The organism is Algoriphagus boritolerans DSM 17298 = JCM 18970 (genome assembly GCF_900108085.1).
GTDB classification, from domain to species: Bacteria; Bacteroidota; Bacteroidia; order Cytophagales; family Cyclobacteriaceae; genus Algoriphagus; species Algoriphagus boritolerans.
Genome location: NZ_FNVR01000011.1, coordinates 1 through 16406, shown reverse-complemented (window position 1 = coordinate 16406; position 16406 = coordinate 1). Strand labels below are relative to the sequence as shown.

Genomic DNA, 16406 nt, shown 5'->3' with positions numbered 1-16406 from the left:
TCTCCAAGAAATCACCTCTTCTTTTTAAAGATTTTTTTATCCGAAAATCTATTTGCCATTTTAACTACTTACTAATACTCAAAACTTTCTTGTGATAATTAAGAATATTTACTTATAAAAATCAAAATACCACTTGTGAAAATGAATAATAAATAAGTATATTTACGTATTATTAATTCAAAATACGTAGTCATGAACCGGATAATCTTAATCGGAAATGGAATGGTGGGTTACAAATTTTGCGAAAAACTCATCGCTCATCCCAAAAGAAACCAGTATGATCTCCTGGTCTTTGGAGAAGAAATCAGACCAGCCTATGACCGGGTTCACCTGAGCGAATACTTCAGTCTTCAATCACCCGATGAGCTACTTTTGGCATCGAGAAACTGGTATCAGGAAAATGGGATCACGCTCAGAACCTCTGAGTTGATTTCTTGGATTGATTTTGAAAACAAAAAGGTTCTCACACATAAAGGAGAATCATTTGACTATGATTACCTGGTTTTGGCGACCGGATCTTCCCCATTTATTCCTCCCATCAAAGGAGTCGAAAAAGCGGGGATTTTCATTTACCGTACCATTGAAGACTTGGAATCCATTCAGAATTATGCGGATAAGCTTAAAGCGAAAGGACGATTTCAGGCAGCAGTTTTGGGAGGAGGGCTTTTGGGTCTTGAAGCTGCCAATGCCAGTAAGGAACTGGGAATGACGACGCACGTGATTGAATTTGCTCCCCGATTGATGCCTAGGCAATTAGATCAAAACGGCAGTGACCTTTTGCAATCCAAGATTGAAAATATGGGAATAAAAATCCATTTGGGAAAAAATTCCAAAGAAATCGTGGGTGAAGGAAAAGTAGAACGGATAGATTTCACAGACGGAACCTCCCTCCCCGTGGATATGATCATCATCTCCGCAGGCATCCGACCACGGGATGAAGTTGCCAAAAACTCCGGAATTGCTGTCGGAGAACGCGGCGGAGTCCTCGTCAATAACAAAATGGAAACTTCCATTCCGGGCATCTATGCTATCGGAGAAGTCGCTCTTTACAATCAAAACATTTACGGATTGGTGGCTCCGGGCTACGAAATGGCCGGAGTAGCTCTCGATCAAATCCTAGGTGGCACCAAACTCATGAGCCCCTCGATCGACATGTCCACCCAACTCAAACTGGTTGGGACAGAAGTTGCATCATTTGGGGACCCGTTTATTGAGGGTGAAAGCGCAATACCTATCCGCTATGAAAACAAGCAGCGTGGAATCTACAAGAGGATCAATATCAGCAAGGATGGAAGTAAGCTTTTGGGCGGAATTCTGGTTGGTGACTCGGCTGATTACAATGCCCTGTTTCAGCTTTACATCAATGAAATGAAATTGCCAGAAAATGCTGAGGATCTCATTTTAGGACAGCGGGGCTCAGGTTCAAAAAGCCTTCTCGGATCTGTGCTCGACCTTCCTGATTCTGCCCAAATCTGCTCTTGCGAATCCGTGAACAAAGGTTCCATTTGCGAAGCCTTGAAAAGCGGTGCATGCACAGATCTGAAAGGCGTCATCCAGCAGACGAAAGCTTCTACCTGCTGCGGAGGTTGCAAGCCGATGGTGGTAGACTTGGTCAAAGAAACGATGAAATCTTTGGGCAAAGAAGTCAAAGAAACCATTTGCGAGCATTTCGAATACAGCCGTCAGGAGCTTTTTGATCTGGTCAAATTGAACAATACTTCAGGATATAACGAAGCTTTGGATCAATTTGGAAAAGGTCACGGTTGCGAAATTTGCAAGCCTGTCATGGCCTCGATTTTCGCCAGCATTTTCATGGAAACTGCCAATAAGCAGATCGCAATCCAAGATTCCAATGACCGGTTTCTTGCCAACATTCAAAGAAACGGCACCTATTCTGTTGTCCCGAGAGTTCCAGGTGGGGAAATCACCCCCGAAAAGCTTGTTGTCCTGGGCCAAGTCGCACGAAAATATGACCTCTACACCAAGATCACCGGAGGACAGCGAATCGACCTTTTTGGGGCGAAACTGAATGAATTGCCACTGATCTGGAAGGAACTGATCGATGCAGGATTCGAAAGTGGACATGCCTATGGCAAGTCTTTGAGAACTGTTAAAAGCTGCGTGGGTTCTACCTGGTGCCGTTTCGGCATGCATGACAGCGTGAGTTTTGCGATCCGGATCGAGGAGCGCTACAAAGGCCTTCGCTCCCCGCATAAGTTGAAAGGCGGAGTCTCCGGATGTATCAGGGAGTGCGCCGAGGCCCGTAGCAAAGACTTTGGAGTGATCGCGGTCGAGGGCGGCTGGAACCTCTATGTCTGTGGAAATGGTGGCGCCAATCCCAAACATGCCATCCTGCTCGCCTCCCAATTGGACGATGACACTTGCATCAAATACCTAGACCGTTTTCTGATCTATTACATCCGGACTGCCGGGCCACTGATCCGAACTTCCACTTGGTTGGAAAAGCTGGAAGGAGGAATAGAATACCTCAGAAAAGTCGTGGTTGAGGATTGCCTGGGTATGGCGGAGGAATTTGAGAATGATATGGATGGACTGGTCGAGAAATACACCTGCGAATGGAAAGAGGCAATCGAAAACCCGGAAACGCTCAAAAGATTCAAGCCTTTTGTCAATTCTGAAGAGTCCGATGATCAACTGGTGTTTGTACCCCTTCGCGAACAAAAAATGCCCAGACCTTGGTAACCCCCAACTTAGCACCCATGGAAGAAATCGTAAGTCTTTATCAAACCGTCCAATTCTCCGAGGTAATTTCCTGGATCAAAGTTGGAACCGTAACAGATTTTCCGGAAAATGCCGGAGCTTGTATTAAGCACAACTCCAGGCAGATTGCAGTCTATCATTTCACCCGAACACAAAAATGGTACGCCTGCCAAAACCTTTGTCCCCACAAAATGGAGATGGTACTCTCCAGAGGACTGATCGGCGATATGAGCGGAGTGCCTAAGCTCGCCTGCCCCATGCACAAAAAGACCTTTTCACTGGAAGACGGGTCTAATCTGAATGGCGAAGATTACAGCATCGCCACCTATCCGGTCAAGATTGAAGACGGAATTGTCTATATTGGATTTGCCGAATAACCCCTGTTCAATGACCCGATTCGAAAAAGCAATGGAGTTGATTGACCAAATCAACGCCGAAGACCCAGTTAAAGAAATAGGGAATGGAAAATCTTTTCCCAAAGAACTGCTTTACTCCCTGCGAATGACCAAAAAACTGGAAGATTTTGCCCCTGAAGCCTCTGAACACCTGAAAATTGCAGCCCGAGCCCAGCATATCGGACGATGGCGGATTCAAAGATCAGCCTATCCTATGGACCGAACGGGCTACCTTACCTGGCGGGAGGAACTCAAAAAAATGCATGCGGAGACAGCCGGAAATCTACTTTTTGAAGCAGGGTATGAAGCTGAATTTATCGCCAAAGTCAAGTTCTTGATCCGTAAAAAACAGCTCAAAACCGACCTTGAAACCCAGACTTTGGAAGACGTAGTTTGTCTGGTTTTCTTGGAAAATTACCTGGAGGAATTCACAGCCAAACATGATGAGGAAAAGGTCAGGGACATTCTGAAAAAAACCTGGGGTAAAATGTCCGAAAAAGGCCATAAAGCCGCTCTTCAACTCAATTTTTCACCGGAATGCCTACGCATCATTCAGGAAGCCCTATTGCAAAACAATGACTAATAATCCCAATACGCTTGATAAGGTTACCTTTAACAGGCTCAGAAAGCTTTACATCATTGCCCTTGGAGCGATAGCTATTTCTTTGGTAACCAGCCAAATACTCATCCGACAATACCTCGCCGACCAAGAGGATGACAGCAGATTGATCAATGTGGCCGGCCGTCAGCGAATGCTCAGTCAGAAGCTCAGTAAGGAAGCTCTTCTTCTGTCCCTTGATCAACCGGAAATGGGGCGAAGAGCGCTGGAAGACACACTTTTGGCTACAAAATCCGACTGGCAAGCTGCACACAATGCCCTCCTGAACGGCGATGAAAAATTGGGTCTGGATCAGGGGAGCAGTCCTGAAATATCAAGGATGTTTGAGGAAATTCACCCGCTTTTTGAAAGCATGGTAGTAAATACCGATTCGCTGATCCGTCATTCCAGACAAAGCATCCGTGATTCTGCGGCTTTTCAGCGGTCACTTCACCACATTTTGGAAAGCTCCAAAGCGTTCCTCGCCAGAATGGAGCGCATCGTCAACCAATATGACTTCGAGGCAAAGCAAAAAGTCGAAAGCCTGAAACAGCTTGAACTGATTATCACAGTTTTCACCCTGTTGATACTCCTCGCTGAATTTCTGATCATCTTCTGGCCTTCGGCTAAAGCCATGCGCGCCAGCATCCAGGTCTTAATGGATGCCGAAAAAAAAGCAATAAAAATGGCCAAAGACGCCGATTTACTCAGTCAGGCCAAGGAAAAATCCGTCCGTGAACTTCGTGCCTTGAGTCAGGCGATGGATCAGATTCTGCTCTTTGCACGAATTACACCGGACGGACACATTACCCATATTGGTGACCGATTTGCCAAACTGGTGAGGTTTCAGAAATTCAATCAAAACGCCAAACTTTCAGAAATCATTTCCACTGTGGAAAATGAGCGCTTGACGATCGACCGAATCATCTCGGAAAACAAGAAATCAGGTTGGCAGGGCGAATTGAAAGCCACTACACCAAGCGGACAGGATCTTTGGCTGGATTTCTCCATGATTCCCTTTCATACAGGAGAAAAATCCGAACTGATCATCATCTGTCTGGATATTACCAAGCGCAAAGAGGCTCAACTGGAAGTGGAGCAACTCACCAAAGAAAGCTTTGAGGAGAAGATTCTCCAGCAAAATGCCATCAGTCGCCAAATCATCGAAAATCAGGAAAACGAACAAAACCGTATCGCCAAAGACATTCATGACGGGATTGGTCAGATGCTCACAGGATTGAAATATTTATTGGAAAGTGTGGATTTGACTGAGGGTGAAAAAACTCAGGTCAAACTGGAAAAACTGAAAGAACTCACGGCAAATATCATCAAAGGAGTACGGACAGCCACGTTTAACCTCACCCCTCCCGAATTGAAGGATTACGGCATAGTACCTGCCCTGACAGAACTCACTCAGGAACTCAGCAAGCTTACCGGCAAAAACATTATTTTGATGAATAAATCCGATTTCAACCAGCGATTGGATTCCTTAGTCGAAATCAACCTGTACCGGATTACTCAAGAAGCCATCAACAATGCAATCAAATACGCTGAATCCACCCTGATTTTGGTCACGATCTCCCACAGTAAAAAAATACTGAGTATCATCATCGATGATAATGGAAAGGGTTTTGACAAAAAAGAACTAAAAGCCAAACCGGACAAAGATGGAGGGATGGGCCTCACCTTCATGCAGGAGCGGATCAAATACATCAAGGGAAGACTCTTTATTAATTCCTCCCCACAAAAAGGAACCAAAGTCACGCTGAATATTCCGTTGGTTTAATTTTTAGACTCCGATTACGTAAAATTTCATTACTTTACTACGTAATAACTTTAGATACGATGAACCCAACCCGAATTTTACTGGCCGACGATCATGAGCTCGTCCGCGACGGAATCAAATCCCTGCTGGAAAACGAACCTGAATTCACTGTGGTCGCCGAAGCTTCAGATGGAAAAGAGGCCTTAAAATTAATCGGTCTGGATCAACCCGACCTCTTGATTGTGGATATCCGTATGCCGCAGATGAACGGCATCGAAGTAGTCAAAAACCTGACGAAGAGTTTTCCTAAGGTAAAAAAACTGGTTTTGTCCATGCACGATTCGGAAGAATACGTGGTGGAGTCCATCGAATCCGGTGCAGATGGATATCTCCTAAAGGGCAGCAGCAAGGCGGAATTTATCAAAGCACTTCACACAATCGCAGGCGGCGGGAAGTATTTTTCTGGTGACATCTCGGAAATTATCATTGACAATTTCGTCAATGGCAAATCCAAAGCTGAAAAAAAGCCACTTACCACGCCGGCTGAAATCTCAATCCTCACCAATCGGGAAAAGCAAATTTTGGGATTGATTCTGGAGGGAAAAGGAAACCATGAAATCGCCGAAATCCTGACAATCAGCAGACGCACTGCCGAAGTCCACCGATTTAACCTGATGAAGAAACTGAACGTCAAGAATCTGATTGAGCTGACTCAAAAAGCAAAAGAATTGAACTTGATTTAGTCTCGGTCTAAGTAGTTTAAGAGTTCCAAAAGAGGCTATCTCACAAATGCCGCTTGTCCTACTAAGAACCTGACCAATCCGAGTTGGGAAGTTCGAAATATAGCCTCCTTCACAGGAAATAGCCTTACATTTCTGTCCCACTGAGCGAAGTCGAAGTGTCAGGCGGACACCGCAAACCTTTTGAAACAGTCTCTTTTCAGTATTTATCTAAATTTTTTACGTATTATTTGTTTTTAATAAGTATTTATACTTACTTTTATTTCAAATAAAAATAAGTATATCATGCAAAAACAAGCTACTCTAAAAGCGACACGCTTAAATCTGGGAGATTTTAGCAGTGTGCCGATCCGAACGTTCTGGATCACATCCTTTGCGTTTTTCATTTGTTTTTTTGCCTGGTTTGGCATCATTCCCTTTATGCCGGATGTGGTTCGGGATCTTGCGCTCACGCCAGAACAAAAATGGAATTCAGTCGTTTTGGCGGTTGCAGGGACGGTTTTTTCCCGGCTTTTGATTGGGAAATTATGCGATAAGTATGGACCCAGGTTGTGCTACACTTGGTTACTTATTTTAGGCTCCATACCGGTTGTTCTGAGCGGACTGGTCACTACACCCATGCAATTTTACATCTGCCGACTACTTACGGGATTTATCGGAGCATCCTTTGTGATCACTCAGGTTCACACTTCCTTGATGTTTGCACCCAATGTGGTGGGAACAGCCAATGCAACCTCTGCCGGCTGGGGAAATTTAGGCGGTGGGGCCAACCGATTGGGAATGCCTTTATTGGCAGCGCTTGTCATTGCCTTTGGCATTGCTGAAGCGGATGCTTGGAGGTATTCCATGGGGATTATCGGAATTGTTTGTTTTCTGACGGGCTTGCTTTACTACTTTTTCACCAAAGATACCCCTGCAGGAAATTACGCTGAATTAGTAGCCAGAGGAGAGAAAATCCCAAAAGGCAAAAAAGACAGTGTTGGCTTTTTGAAAGCAGCAAAAGACTACCGGGTTTGGGTTTTGTTTATGGTTTATGCGGCCTGTTTTGGCATCGAACTCACGGTATATGGCACCATGGATGATTACCTCCAGAATACCTTCGGATTAAACAGAATCACTGCGGGTAACTTGGTCCTGTCCTTTGCGCTGATGAATATTTTTGCCCGAACTTTGGGTGGGTATTTTGGTGACAAATTTGGAAAAACAAGCGGACTGAAGGGCAGAGTATGGTTTTTGGCTGCCATCATCGTAGCTGAAGGACTGATGTTAGGTCTTTTTTCCATAGCCACTACCTTGGTCTTAGGAATATTCTTATTGATTCTCTTTAGCCTCACCGTACAAATGGCAGAAGGAGCTACCTTTTCTGTAGTACCTTTTATCAATAAAAAAGCGATCGGTTCCATTTCGGGAATTGTCGGAGCCGGAGGCAATTTCGGAGCCTTTCTAGCTGCTATTTTCTTAAAATACAAGTCCGCAGAGGCAGAAAAGCTCGCTTTTCAGGCAAATGAACTGTTAGGTGAGGAGGCAGCCAGAGCTGCCCAAGCCGCAGCAGCAGGAGCGGCAGTGTCAAGTGGATACTTGATCATCGGGCTGATGATAGTTATTTCCGGAATTGCTACCTTAATCATTCGATTCAGTTTGGAGGATGAAAAGATCGCCAAACAGGAAATGGAACAACTGACCCCTGAACTGGTCCGAATAGAAGAATAAACTTAAACTTGGAATATGCATTAGAATTCCTATTCCGAGCCCAAAATGTTTTGAAATCAATCGCTTCGCTGCGGTTAATTCATTCACCGTAGCGGGGCTATGCCTTATTCGTTAAATACTTGATTTTCTTGCATTTGGAGCTCTCATGACGAATCCTGATCAAAATCCGGGTAAAATATGCTGTTTTCTAAATCCCCTAAGTCAAGCCAAATTCATTGAAGTGAATTCCCAGAAAAAAATAAAAACGACTTGCTCTTATTGTGGGGTGGGCTGCGGAATAGTAGCAGGAATCAATCCCCAATCCAAAGTAAGTGTAGAAGGTGACACCGAACATCCGGTCAACGCAGGAATGCTCTGCTCCAAGGGAATGAACCTCCACTACGTAGTCAATGACGTATCTGACAGGATTCTTTATCCCGAAATGCGCTGGAGCCGATCACATCCTCGGGAACGGGTAAGTTGGGAGGATGCAATGGACCGAGCAGCGGCAGTTTTCAAATCCCTGATTCGAAAATACGGGCCCAACAGTGTCGGATTTTATATTTCAGGACAATGCCTGACCGAGGAATATTACATCGCTAACAAGCTGACCAAGGGATTTCTGGGTACGAATAACATCGACACCAATTCCCGTCTATGTATGAGTTCGGCGGTCGTCGCCTACAAGAAGACATTTGGGGAGGATTCAGTCCCGATTTCCTATGAAGACATCGAGTTGGCGGATGTTTTTCTGATTGCAGGAGCAAATCCAGCTTGGAACCATCCCATTCTTTTTCGCAGGCTGGAAATACACAAAGAAAAAAATCCGAATGTCAAAGTCATCGTGGTCGATCCACGGACTACAGCCTCCGCGAATTTTGCCGATATTCATCTTCCGATCATCCCGGGCACAGATATCATTCTGTACAATGCCATCGGTCGGAGGCTAATCGAAACGGGCAAAATCGATGATGATTTTGTAAAAAACCACACCGAAAACTTCCTAAACTATCGGAAACAGGTGATGGACACTTCGCTGAAAGATGCCGCAAAACTTTGCGGCATCAGTGTGGAAGAAATCAAGGAAGTCAGTGATCTGATTGGAACATCCAAAGGGTTTATCACCATGTGGGCCATGGGCCTCAACCAAAGCTCCATCGGAACAGACAAGAATTTTTCCCTGCTAAACCTGTCTTTAGTTACCGGAAAAGTCGGTAAACCCGGCAACGGACCCTTTTCCCTTACCGGTCAACCCAATGCCATGGGGGGCCGGGAAGTGGGAGGCATGGCCAATCTGTTGGCCGTCCACAAAGACCTCCAAAATCCGCAGGATCGTCAGGATGTGGCGGATTTCTGGGGAGTGGACCAGATCTCCCCTACTCCGGGATACACTGCCACGGAAATGTTTGATGCCCTGGCCAGCGGGGAAATGAAGGCCGTATGGATCATCTGTACCAACCCGATGGTCAGTCTCCCCAATCTTGGGAAGGTGGAAAAAGCATTTGCCAATGCCAAGTTTGTCGTCGTACAGGATATCTCTCACCGATCCGATACAGTGGCCTATGCGGATTTGGTTTTGCCTGCAGCCGGATGGCTGGAAAAAGAAGGAACGATGACTAACTCCGAGCGGCGGATTTCCTATTTGACCAAAGGAATCAATCCTCCGGGTGAAGCCCGCGCCGATGTGGAAATTCTCTGTGATTTTGCCAAGCGGATGGGTTTCCGGGGGTTTAATTACACCAATACCGAAGAGATCTACGAGGAATACTGCGCCATGACCAAGGGTACGAATATTGACATTTCCTACCTCAGTTATGATCGGTTAAAAAACGAAGGAAGCATCCAATGGCCCGTTTCGGAGTATCGGCATCCTGGTACCCCTCGGCTTTTCACTGACAAAAAATTCTATACTCCAAGCCAAAAGGCGGTTTTCAACATTCCTGCACAGATTGAAAACACCTCAGAGAAAGTCAGTCCTCAATACCCGTTTATCCTGACCACCGGACGAATCAGAGATCAATGGCACACCATGACCAAAACCGGGAAAGTGGCCAGACTTCGTAAGCACTATTCACATCCTGTCTTGGAGGTAAATCAACTGGACGGCTACATCTATAAAATCAAGGACGGAGATGTGGTCGAAGTAAAAAGCAAAAATGGGGTAGTAAGGGTACGGGCCAAACTGTCAAAATCCATTCGAAACGGAGTCGTCTTTTTACCCATGCATTGGGGAAAACAGCTGGAAAATGACCTCAACCGGGCCAACAACCTCACCTTCACCCGCGTGGATCCGCAATCCAAAGAGCCTGATTTCAAATACACTACCGTCTCTGTCACCAAATATCAAAAACCTAAAGAAAAGATCGTAGTGATCGGGGCTGGTGCTGCCGCTTTTCGTTTTATCCAAAACTACCGGGAACACAACGAATCCGATTCCATTCACGTGTTTTCCAAGGAACCCGACCCATTTTACAATCGGGTATTATTGCCCGAATATGTAACTGAAGAACTTACCTGGGATCAACTCTTAAAGATCAAAGAAGCCGGTCTCGGTAAGCTAAAAATCAACCTGCATACCAGCCTTTCGATAGAAAAAATAGACCCTGAAAGTCAGACGGTATGGGACTCCAATGGAGATTCCCATACCTATGACAAATTAATTCTGGCGACAGGAAGCCGAGCCTTTATCCCAAAAGACGCCCAACTTGACCTGCCCGGCCGCTTCACCATGCGTAGTCGAGAGGACGCGGATCAGTTCAAAAAATACCTTAATGCCACGCAATTACCGAATGAAGATCAGCATGTGGTCATCGTGGGAGGTGGCTTACTTGGGCTGGAACTCGCCGCGGCACTTCAACACACCCAAGTGAAAGTCACTATTGTGCAGCGGGCATCCCGCTTGATGGAACGTCAATTAGATCTGATATCCAGCAGGCTGTTGGCTTTGGACGTCCAGGAACGGGGTATCCATATTTATTTTGATAATGAGGTAAGCACCGTTTTCGACGATGAGAAATCCAAAAACCTGAATATCACGCTGAAAACCGGGAAGATCATTCAGGCAAATGCCATTGTTTATGCCATCGGAACCCAGCCGAATATCAAAATTGCCAAAGAAAATGGAATCATTTGTGGGCGTGGAATTAAGGTAAACAAGCACCTTCAGACCAATTTTCCCGACATCTTCGCAATCGGTGAAATCGCAGAGTTTGAAAATCAACTCTTCGGGATCACCTCAGCAGCCGAAGAACAGGCATCGATTTTGGCCAATTTCATCTTGGGAGATATCAGTAGTACTTACAGTGGATCAGTTTTGATGAATATTCTGAAATTCAAAGATCTGGAGCTGTGCAGCATTGGCAATATTCTTATTCCGGAAAATGAAGAAGGATACGAGGAGATCGTGTTCACCGATCTGAGCAGAAGATATTACAAGAAATGCATCGTCAAAGATGATCTGCTGATAGGTGCTGTGTTGATGGGGGATAAAAGTGAATTTGCGGAATTCAAAAGCCTGATTGAGAATAAAATCGAGCTTTCGGAGAAGCGAAAATCACTCTTGATGGGTTCCTCGGAAAGTCGTCCCGTCATCGGGAAATTAGTTTGCAGCTGCAGCCGGGTTGGGGAAGGAAACCTCCTCGAAGCGATCACCGGAGGATGCACCGAATTCTCGGCTCTTTGTACCCAAACAGGGGCCGGATTGGGGTGTGGCAGTTGCAAAACTGAAGTGAGGGAAATACTAAACCAAGCAAAAGTAAAGGTATGAACCAGACCTTCTCCAGAGTAGTCGTCAAAGGCGGAGTTCTTTCCCCCGCAGAACTCAAGCAAATCCTTGAAATTGCCGAGCGTTCGGGCCTGGATACGATTTCTTTCGGATCCAGACAGGACATTCTGTTTATCAATCAAGGTGATCCTATCACCATCGATCCTCAGGACAAATTTCAGATCATTTCGCCCGGGGAGGAAGGCGCCGAAAACATCGTCTCCTCCTACGTTTCGGCCGATATTTTCTCCAACACTCCTTGGCTGACCAGTGATCGGTATCTCTATATTTTAGAGCAATTTCGGCTCCAACCTACCCTGAAAATCAACATTACAGATCCCCGACAGCGACTTGTTCCGCTGTTTACCGGGCATCTGAATTTCATCGCCTCAGACCATGAAGATTACTGGTATTTGTTTGTCAGATTACCCAATTGGGAATCCAATCGGCTGTATCCGGCTTTGATTTACAGTTGGGATCTGGAAAAAGTAGCAACCGCAATTGAGGAAAGTTTACGTGAGGAACCCGAAACCGTCGATTTTCTTTTTGACTTGGTCAATGATGCAGTAGACCTAAACAATCGAACAGTAGACAAACCTCTGGAGGTACCTTTTTATCCGTTTCCTTATTATGAAGGCATCAATCGTGTCGGTACTGATAGCTATTGGATGGGACTTTACTGGCGAAACAACAAGTATTACACTGATTTTCTAAAAGCCCTCTGTGATCTCTGCTCTGACTGCCGAATCGGAAAAATATCCATAACCCCTTGGAAATCATTGATAATCAAGGGAATTGGAGAAGATTACAAGCTTGAATTTGAAAAACTCCTCGGGCAATATGGCATCAATGTTCGCCACTCCATGCTGGAGCTAAACTGGCACTTGCCGGTGAATAACAAATCCGCCATCAAGCTTAAAAAGTACCTCGTTTCCTACTTTGACAAACACGACATCAGCACCTATGGACTGACCTTCGGAATTACTGACTATACCCGAAAAGCCTATTATTTCACCTCGATTATCATCGAAAAAAACGAGCCTCCACTAGAATTGAGCGGCTTGAAAATCAGGAGTACTTACAATCTGCTTTATGCAAAAAACTTTGACCCCAACACGCAGGAATACCTGGTATATGTACAAGAGGTCGACAAAACTAATTTGCCTGTATTACTTATTGAATTGAGCAAAATTTATTTTGAACAGTTGGGCAAAGAGAAAACATTACCCGAAAAACCTACCAAAACCAAAGAACTGATAAGTACAGATGCCTACCAATGCAGAGATTGCCTTACTGTCTATGACTCCAACTTCGGCGACTTGACTCAGGGGATTCCTGCAGAAACTCCCTTTGAGAATCTCCCGGAGGACTATCATTGCCCGCTTTGCGAGGCGCCAAAATCCAGCTTTTTAAAAAAGACATTCGTCAGGCAGGCGGAGTAAAATTGATAGGATTTAGAAATTCCTTTCTGGTGTAGGAAATTGATTTCTTAAACTTCATTTCAACCTTCCTTCTCAAGGACATTTTTTTCAAAAGGACAATCGAGGCGAAGGAAAAGAACCCTTCGACTCCGCTTAGAATGAATGCCGGGAATTAAAATAATACGTATTTTTTTAAGTAATTATTTATAATTAATAAGTATTAATACGTATTTTTAATGCAACCTATTCCACCTGTTATGAAAAAAATTCTATCCTTTCTTTTTCTTGGGATTGCCTTGTATTCCAATGCGCATGCCCAAACCGTTTCTTTGGATGCGGACATCAGGCCCAGATTCGAATACCGCCATGGTTTTGGAAATCTCCTACCAGCGGGCTCCAAACCTGCTGCTTTTGTCACCCAGCGTTCCAGATTAAATTTTGCCTATCAAGACCCCAAATTAAAAGTCTATTTCAGTGTCCAGGATGTAAGTACTTGGGGTGATACCCAACAGCTGGCGATCAGTGACGGAAACAACTCCTTTTCTCTTTTTCAGGCTTGGTTGGGTTATTCCTTCACGGAAAACTGGTCCATGAAGCTGGGGCGACAGACTTTGTCCTACGACGATCAACGAATACTGGGTGAAGTGGATTGGGCGATGCAGGGCCGGTTTCATGATGCAGCTATGTTTTCCTATTTCAAAAATGGTTTTAAAACAGATTTTGCCTTGGCCTTTAACCAGGAAAATCAACGAACCGATGGATCTGCTTATACGATCAATGGGCTTTATTCTTATAAAGTAATGCAAATGCTTCATGCCAAAAAATCCTGGGAAAAAGGGGCTATCAGCTTGCTTTTTTTGAACAACGGTTTTCAAAAGTTTACCGATGAACCTAGTCCCAGACCAGATGGAGTCTACTATCGGCAGACCACCGGTACCTTCTTTACCTTTCCTGTCTCAGCCCTGACTTTTACCGGTTCGGCATACATCCAGACGGGGAAATCAACGCCTACATCCGATTTAAGTGCCTACCAATACATGCTGGAAGCCAAGTACCAGCCCAGAAAGGTGGCTTTTGTCCTAGGTTATGAAGTCTTGAGCGGTTCGGATCAAAGTGCGGAGTCGAAGTCTAATTCGTTTTTCCCCCTGTATGGAACCAACCACAAATTCAATGGCTACATGGATCTATTCTATGTGGGAAATCACGCAAACCAGGTAGGCTTAAATGACCTGTATGCAAACACCTTGATCCCAACCGGACAGAACTCAAGTCTTGCCGCTCACCTCCACTTTTTTTCGGCAAATGCTGAGTTGATTGATAATCAAAGCGGGTATTTGGGTTCTGAATTGGACCTGGTGTTCACCAAGACCATCGCAAAAAATGTCAAAATGAACCTGGGCTATTCTCAGTTTTTCGAATCTGAAAGTATGACCGATATTAAAGGTGGGGTCGAACCTGCTCAAACTCAGAACTGGGGCTGGATTCAATTGATTGTCAACCCAAATCTGTTTAAGCACACCTGGAAGGAATAGTAATAATTTCAAAAAGGCCAAATAAACAATCGCGTAGTTAATTTGGCCTTTTCACCAGTTCTGACTTCGTCTTCGTCAAAAAGGAAAGCTATCCAGGTTTTGAAAAATAAATTCATCCTCGAAAACATAGCTTTCGGCCGAGAATTCTTTGACTTTGGCCAGATTAACCACTTCACCGATCACCAAAACGGCCGGGCCGCCAATCTTCTCTTTTTGCGATAGCTCGACTATAGATTGGATTGTTCCGATTACTTCACGTTGATTGGTTCTCGTGCCGTTTTGAATGATGGCAATGGGAAGATTGCATTTACCCAATCGCTTGTAAATCCGGGTGATCTCCACCAGCTTAGACAATCCCATCAAGATCACGATTGTTGCAGAAGATTGGGCTGCCAAGGCCACGTCGGCTGACAGCTCATGTGCACTAGTCGTCCCCGTAATCACCCAAAAACTCTCTGAAACACCTCTATAAGTCACCGGAATTCCAACAGATGCCGGTACAGCGATGCAGGAAGAAATTCCCGGAATGACAGTGGTCTTGACCCCATGAAGGTTAGCAAATTCTTCCTCCTCCTTTCCTCTCCCAAAGACAAAGGGATCGCCGCCTTTGAGCCGTACCACTGAACCAAACTCAAACGCATAGGTCACAATCATTTGGTTGATTTCATCCTGGGTAAAAGAATGGGCACCTTTACGTTTTCCAACGCAGAGCTTTACGGCATTGGCCGCCAATTCTAAAATATCCTCATTGACCAAAGCATCATAAAGTACAACTTCCGCTTTCTGAAGTGCTTTTACGGCTTTCATCGTAAGTAAATCCGGGTCACCCGGACCGGCCCCGATGAGGGTGACGTGGGGTGTGTTTTTTAAGGAAGTATTCATGGTTAATAGGTTTGAGATAGGCTATGAAGTTGATCTTTGGTATTGATGTTTTCAAGAGATTCACGCTGATTAGGATTCAGAATAATCCTTTGATGAGGCTGATTTTGGACAACTTGTCTCAGCTTCAGTTGCCCACATAAAATGGAGGTTTCAACGTGTTTCAAAATCAGTTTTGGATAAATTCCAATCAGTGGATAATCGTTTTTTCCGTCGGAAAGGAACGTGATTTTATCCGGGGACGCCTGTGATTTTTTGTCCAAAAAAGAAAGAACTTCCATCGTGATTTTTGGAATATCACAGCTCAGGATCAGTGTCAAACCTGAGGTGGAATGATTCAACGCAGTATAAATCCCTCCTAATGGGCCTTTGTCTTCAATCAAGTCTGAGATCATCTCCAAACCAAATTTCTGGTAAGCTGGGTTTCCAGTCACTAAAACCGGATTGGAGTTGAGGGGATAAACCGATTCCAATATCCAATGCATAAAGGATTTTCCATGGAACCGGACCAAGCCCTTCTCCTCCCCCATTCTGGTGCTTTTTCCTCCACAAAGAATGTATATCGATAGTTTGGAATCCATGATATCCTTGAATTGAAAAATAAATGTAAAAATAAGTACGTATTTTTACTTATTTTCTACGTATTTTTTTAGAATTTATAAGATGATTCCTGCCACACCCTTCTAATTTTTTGACTTTGAAAAAAAATGGATTTATTTTCAAAAGGCCTCTTTGACCAAAAATTAAAATACGTATGTTTGCATGCCGTTAGAAAAAACGGCATGGAGGCGAAATCTAAAAGAAAACTGGGGTGTAGCGTAGCCCGGTATCTCGTCCCGATTCAGATCGGGAAGGTCGTAGATGCCAAACCTGCCAACTTGTGATAAGCACAATTAATTACAT

Annotated in this window: 12 protein-coding genes; 10 read left to right on the top strand and 2 right to left on the bottom strand. The window is 44.7% G+C overall.

All coding sequences use genetic code 11. The annotated features are described in order from the left end of the window. Positions 1 to 192: 192 nt before the first annotated feature. The 9 genes from nirB to C4S61_RS11150 all read left to right on the top strand — a co-directional run bounded on the left by nirB (position 193) and on the right by C4S61_RS11150 (position 14624). The gene (nirB, locus tag C4S61_RS11190) at positions 193 to 2703 is read left to right on the top strand and encodes a nitrite reductase large subunit NirB (protein ID WP_103924892.1); all 2511 of its coding nucleotides are present in this window, start codon (positions 193 to 195) and stop codon (positions 2701 to 2703) included. 17 nt (positions 2704 to 2720) lie between these two features. After that, positions 2721 to 3098, top strand: coding sequence for a nitrite reductase small subunit NirD (nirD, locus tag C4S61_RS11185; RefSeq protein WP_103924891.1), 378 nt, complete (start codon positions 2721 to 2723; stop codon positions 3096 to 3098). 10 nt (positions 3099 to 3108) lie between these two features. Continuing rightward, a complete protein-coding gene (locus C4S61_RS11180; RefSeq protein ID WP_103924890.1) occupies positions 3109 to 3699 on the top strand; it encodes a DUF4202 domain-containing protein in 591 nt (196 codons plus the stop codon). Continuing rightward, the gene (locus C4S61_RS11175; RefSeq protein ID WP_103924889.1) at positions 3692 to 5500 is read left to right on the top strand and encodes an ATP-binding protein; all 1809 of its coding nucleotides are present in this window, start codon (positions 3692 to 3694) and stop codon (positions 5498 to 5500) included. The genes C4S61_RS11180 and C4S61_RS11175 overlap by 8 nt, the downstream gene beginning before the upstream one ends. 59 nt (positions 5501 to 5559) lie before the next feature. After that, complete coding sequence (locus C4S61_RS11170; RefSeq protein ID WP_103924888.1) at positions 5560 to 6222, top strand: response regulator; 663 nt, start codon at positions 5560 to 5562, stop codon at positions 6220 to 6222. A 282-nt stretch (positions 6223 to 6504) separates the two neighbouring features. Beyond that, the gene (locus C4S61_RS11165; RefSeq protein WP_103924887.1) at positions 6505 to 7929 is read left to right on the top strand and encodes an MFS transporter; all 1425 of its coding nucleotides are present in this window, start codon (positions 6505 to 6507) and stop codon (positions 7927 to 7929) included. Between the two features lie 220 nt (positions 7930 to 8149). Next, positions 8150 to 11674, top strand: a complete 3525-nt coding sequence (locus C4S61_RS11160; protein ID WP_235009934.1) for a nitrate reductase — start codon at positions 8150 to 8152, stop codon at positions 11672 to 11674. After that, positions 11671 to 13113: a rubredoxin gene (locus C4S61_RS11155; protein WP_103924885.1), complete on the top strand. Its 1443-nt coding sequence runs from the start codon at positions 11671 to 11673 to the stop codon at positions 13111 to 13113. The genes C4S61_RS11160 and C4S61_RS11155 overlap by 4 nt, the downstream gene beginning before the upstream one ends. A gap of 236 nt (positions 13114 to 13349) precedes the next feature. After that, on the top strand, positions 13350 to 14624 hold the full coding sequence (locus C4S61_RS11150; RefSeq protein ID WP_103924884.1) for an alginate export family protein: 1275 nt from the start codon (positions 13350 to 13352) through the stop codon (positions 14622 to 14624). Positions 14625 to 14699: 75 nt separating this feature from the next. Here the strand turns inward: C4S61_RS11150 and cobA are convergent, their stop codons facing one another. Beyond that, on the bottom strand, positions 14700 to 15506 hold the full coding sequence (gene cobA, locus C4S61_RS11145) for a uroporphyrinogen-III C-methyltransferase (RefSeq protein WP_103924883.1): 807 nt from the start codon (positions 15504 to 15506) through the stop codon (positions 14700 to 14702). A 2-nt stretch (positions 15507 to 15508) separates the two neighbouring features. Further along, positions 15509 to 16084, bottom strand: coding sequence for a molybdenum cofactor guanylyltransferase (locus C4S61_RS11140; protein WP_103924882.1), 576 nt, complete (start codon positions 16082 to 16084; stop codon positions 15509 to 15511). A 126-nt stretch (positions 16085 to 16210) separates the two neighbouring features. Between C4S61_RS11140 and C4S61_RS21825 the strand changes: the two genes are divergently transcribed. Further along, on the top strand, positions 16211 to 16387 hold the full coding sequence (locus C4S61_RS21825; RefSeq protein ID WP_160111231.1) for a hypothetical protein: 177 nt from the start codon (positions 16211 to 16213) through the stop codon (positions 16385 to 16387). Positions 16388 to 16406 lie beyond the last annotated feature (19 nt).

What these genes read in the sequence shown, in the direction of transcription:
- C4S61_RS11165 (WP_103924887.1), top strand. Translation starts at nt 6,505, where the DNA reads ATGCAAAAACAAGCTACTCTAAAAGCGACACGCTTAAATCTGGGAGAT.
- C4S61_RS11180 (WP_103924890.1), top strand. Translation starts at nt 3,109, where the DNA reads ATGACCCGATTCGAAAAAGCAATGGAGTTGATTGACCAAATCAACGCC.
- nirB (WP_103924892.1), top strand. Translation starts at nt 193, where the DNA reads ATGAACCGGATAATCTTAATCGGAAATGGAATGGTGGGTTACAAATTT.
- C4S61_RS21825 (WP_160111231.1), top strand. Translation starts at nt 16,211, where the DNA reads ATGGATTTATTTTCAAAAGGCCTCTTTGACCAAAAATTAAAATACGTA.
- C4S61_RS11140 (WP_103924882.1), bottom strand. Translation starts at nt 16,084, where the DNA reads ATGGATTCCAAACTATCGATATACATTCTTTGTGGAGGAAAAAGCACC.
- C4S61_RS11155 (WP_103924885.1), top strand. Translation starts at nt 11,671, where the DNA reads ATGAACCAGACCTTCTCCAGAGTAGTCGTCAAAGGCGGAGTTCTTTCC.
- C4S61_RS11170 (WP_103924888.1), top strand. Translation starts at nt 5,560, where the DNA reads ATGAACCCAACCCGAATTTTACTGGCCGACGATCATGAGCTCGTCCGC.
- nirD (WP_103924891.1), top strand. Translation starts at nt 2,721, where the DNA reads ATGGAAGAAATCGTAAGTCTTTATCAAACCGTCCAATTCTCCGAGGTA.
- C4S61_RS11175 (WP_103924889.1), top strand. Translation starts at nt 3,692, where the DNA reads ATGACTAATAATCCCAATACGCTTGATAAGGTTACCTTTAACAGGCTC.
- C4S61_RS11150 (WP_103924884.1), top strand. Translation starts at nt 13,350, where the DNA reads ATGAAAAAAATTCTATCCTTTCTTTTTCTTGGGATTGCCTTGTATTCC.
- cobA (WP_103924883.1), bottom strand. Translation starts at nt 15,506, where the DNA reads ATGAATACTTCCTTAAAAAACACACCCCACGTCACCCTCATCGGGGCC.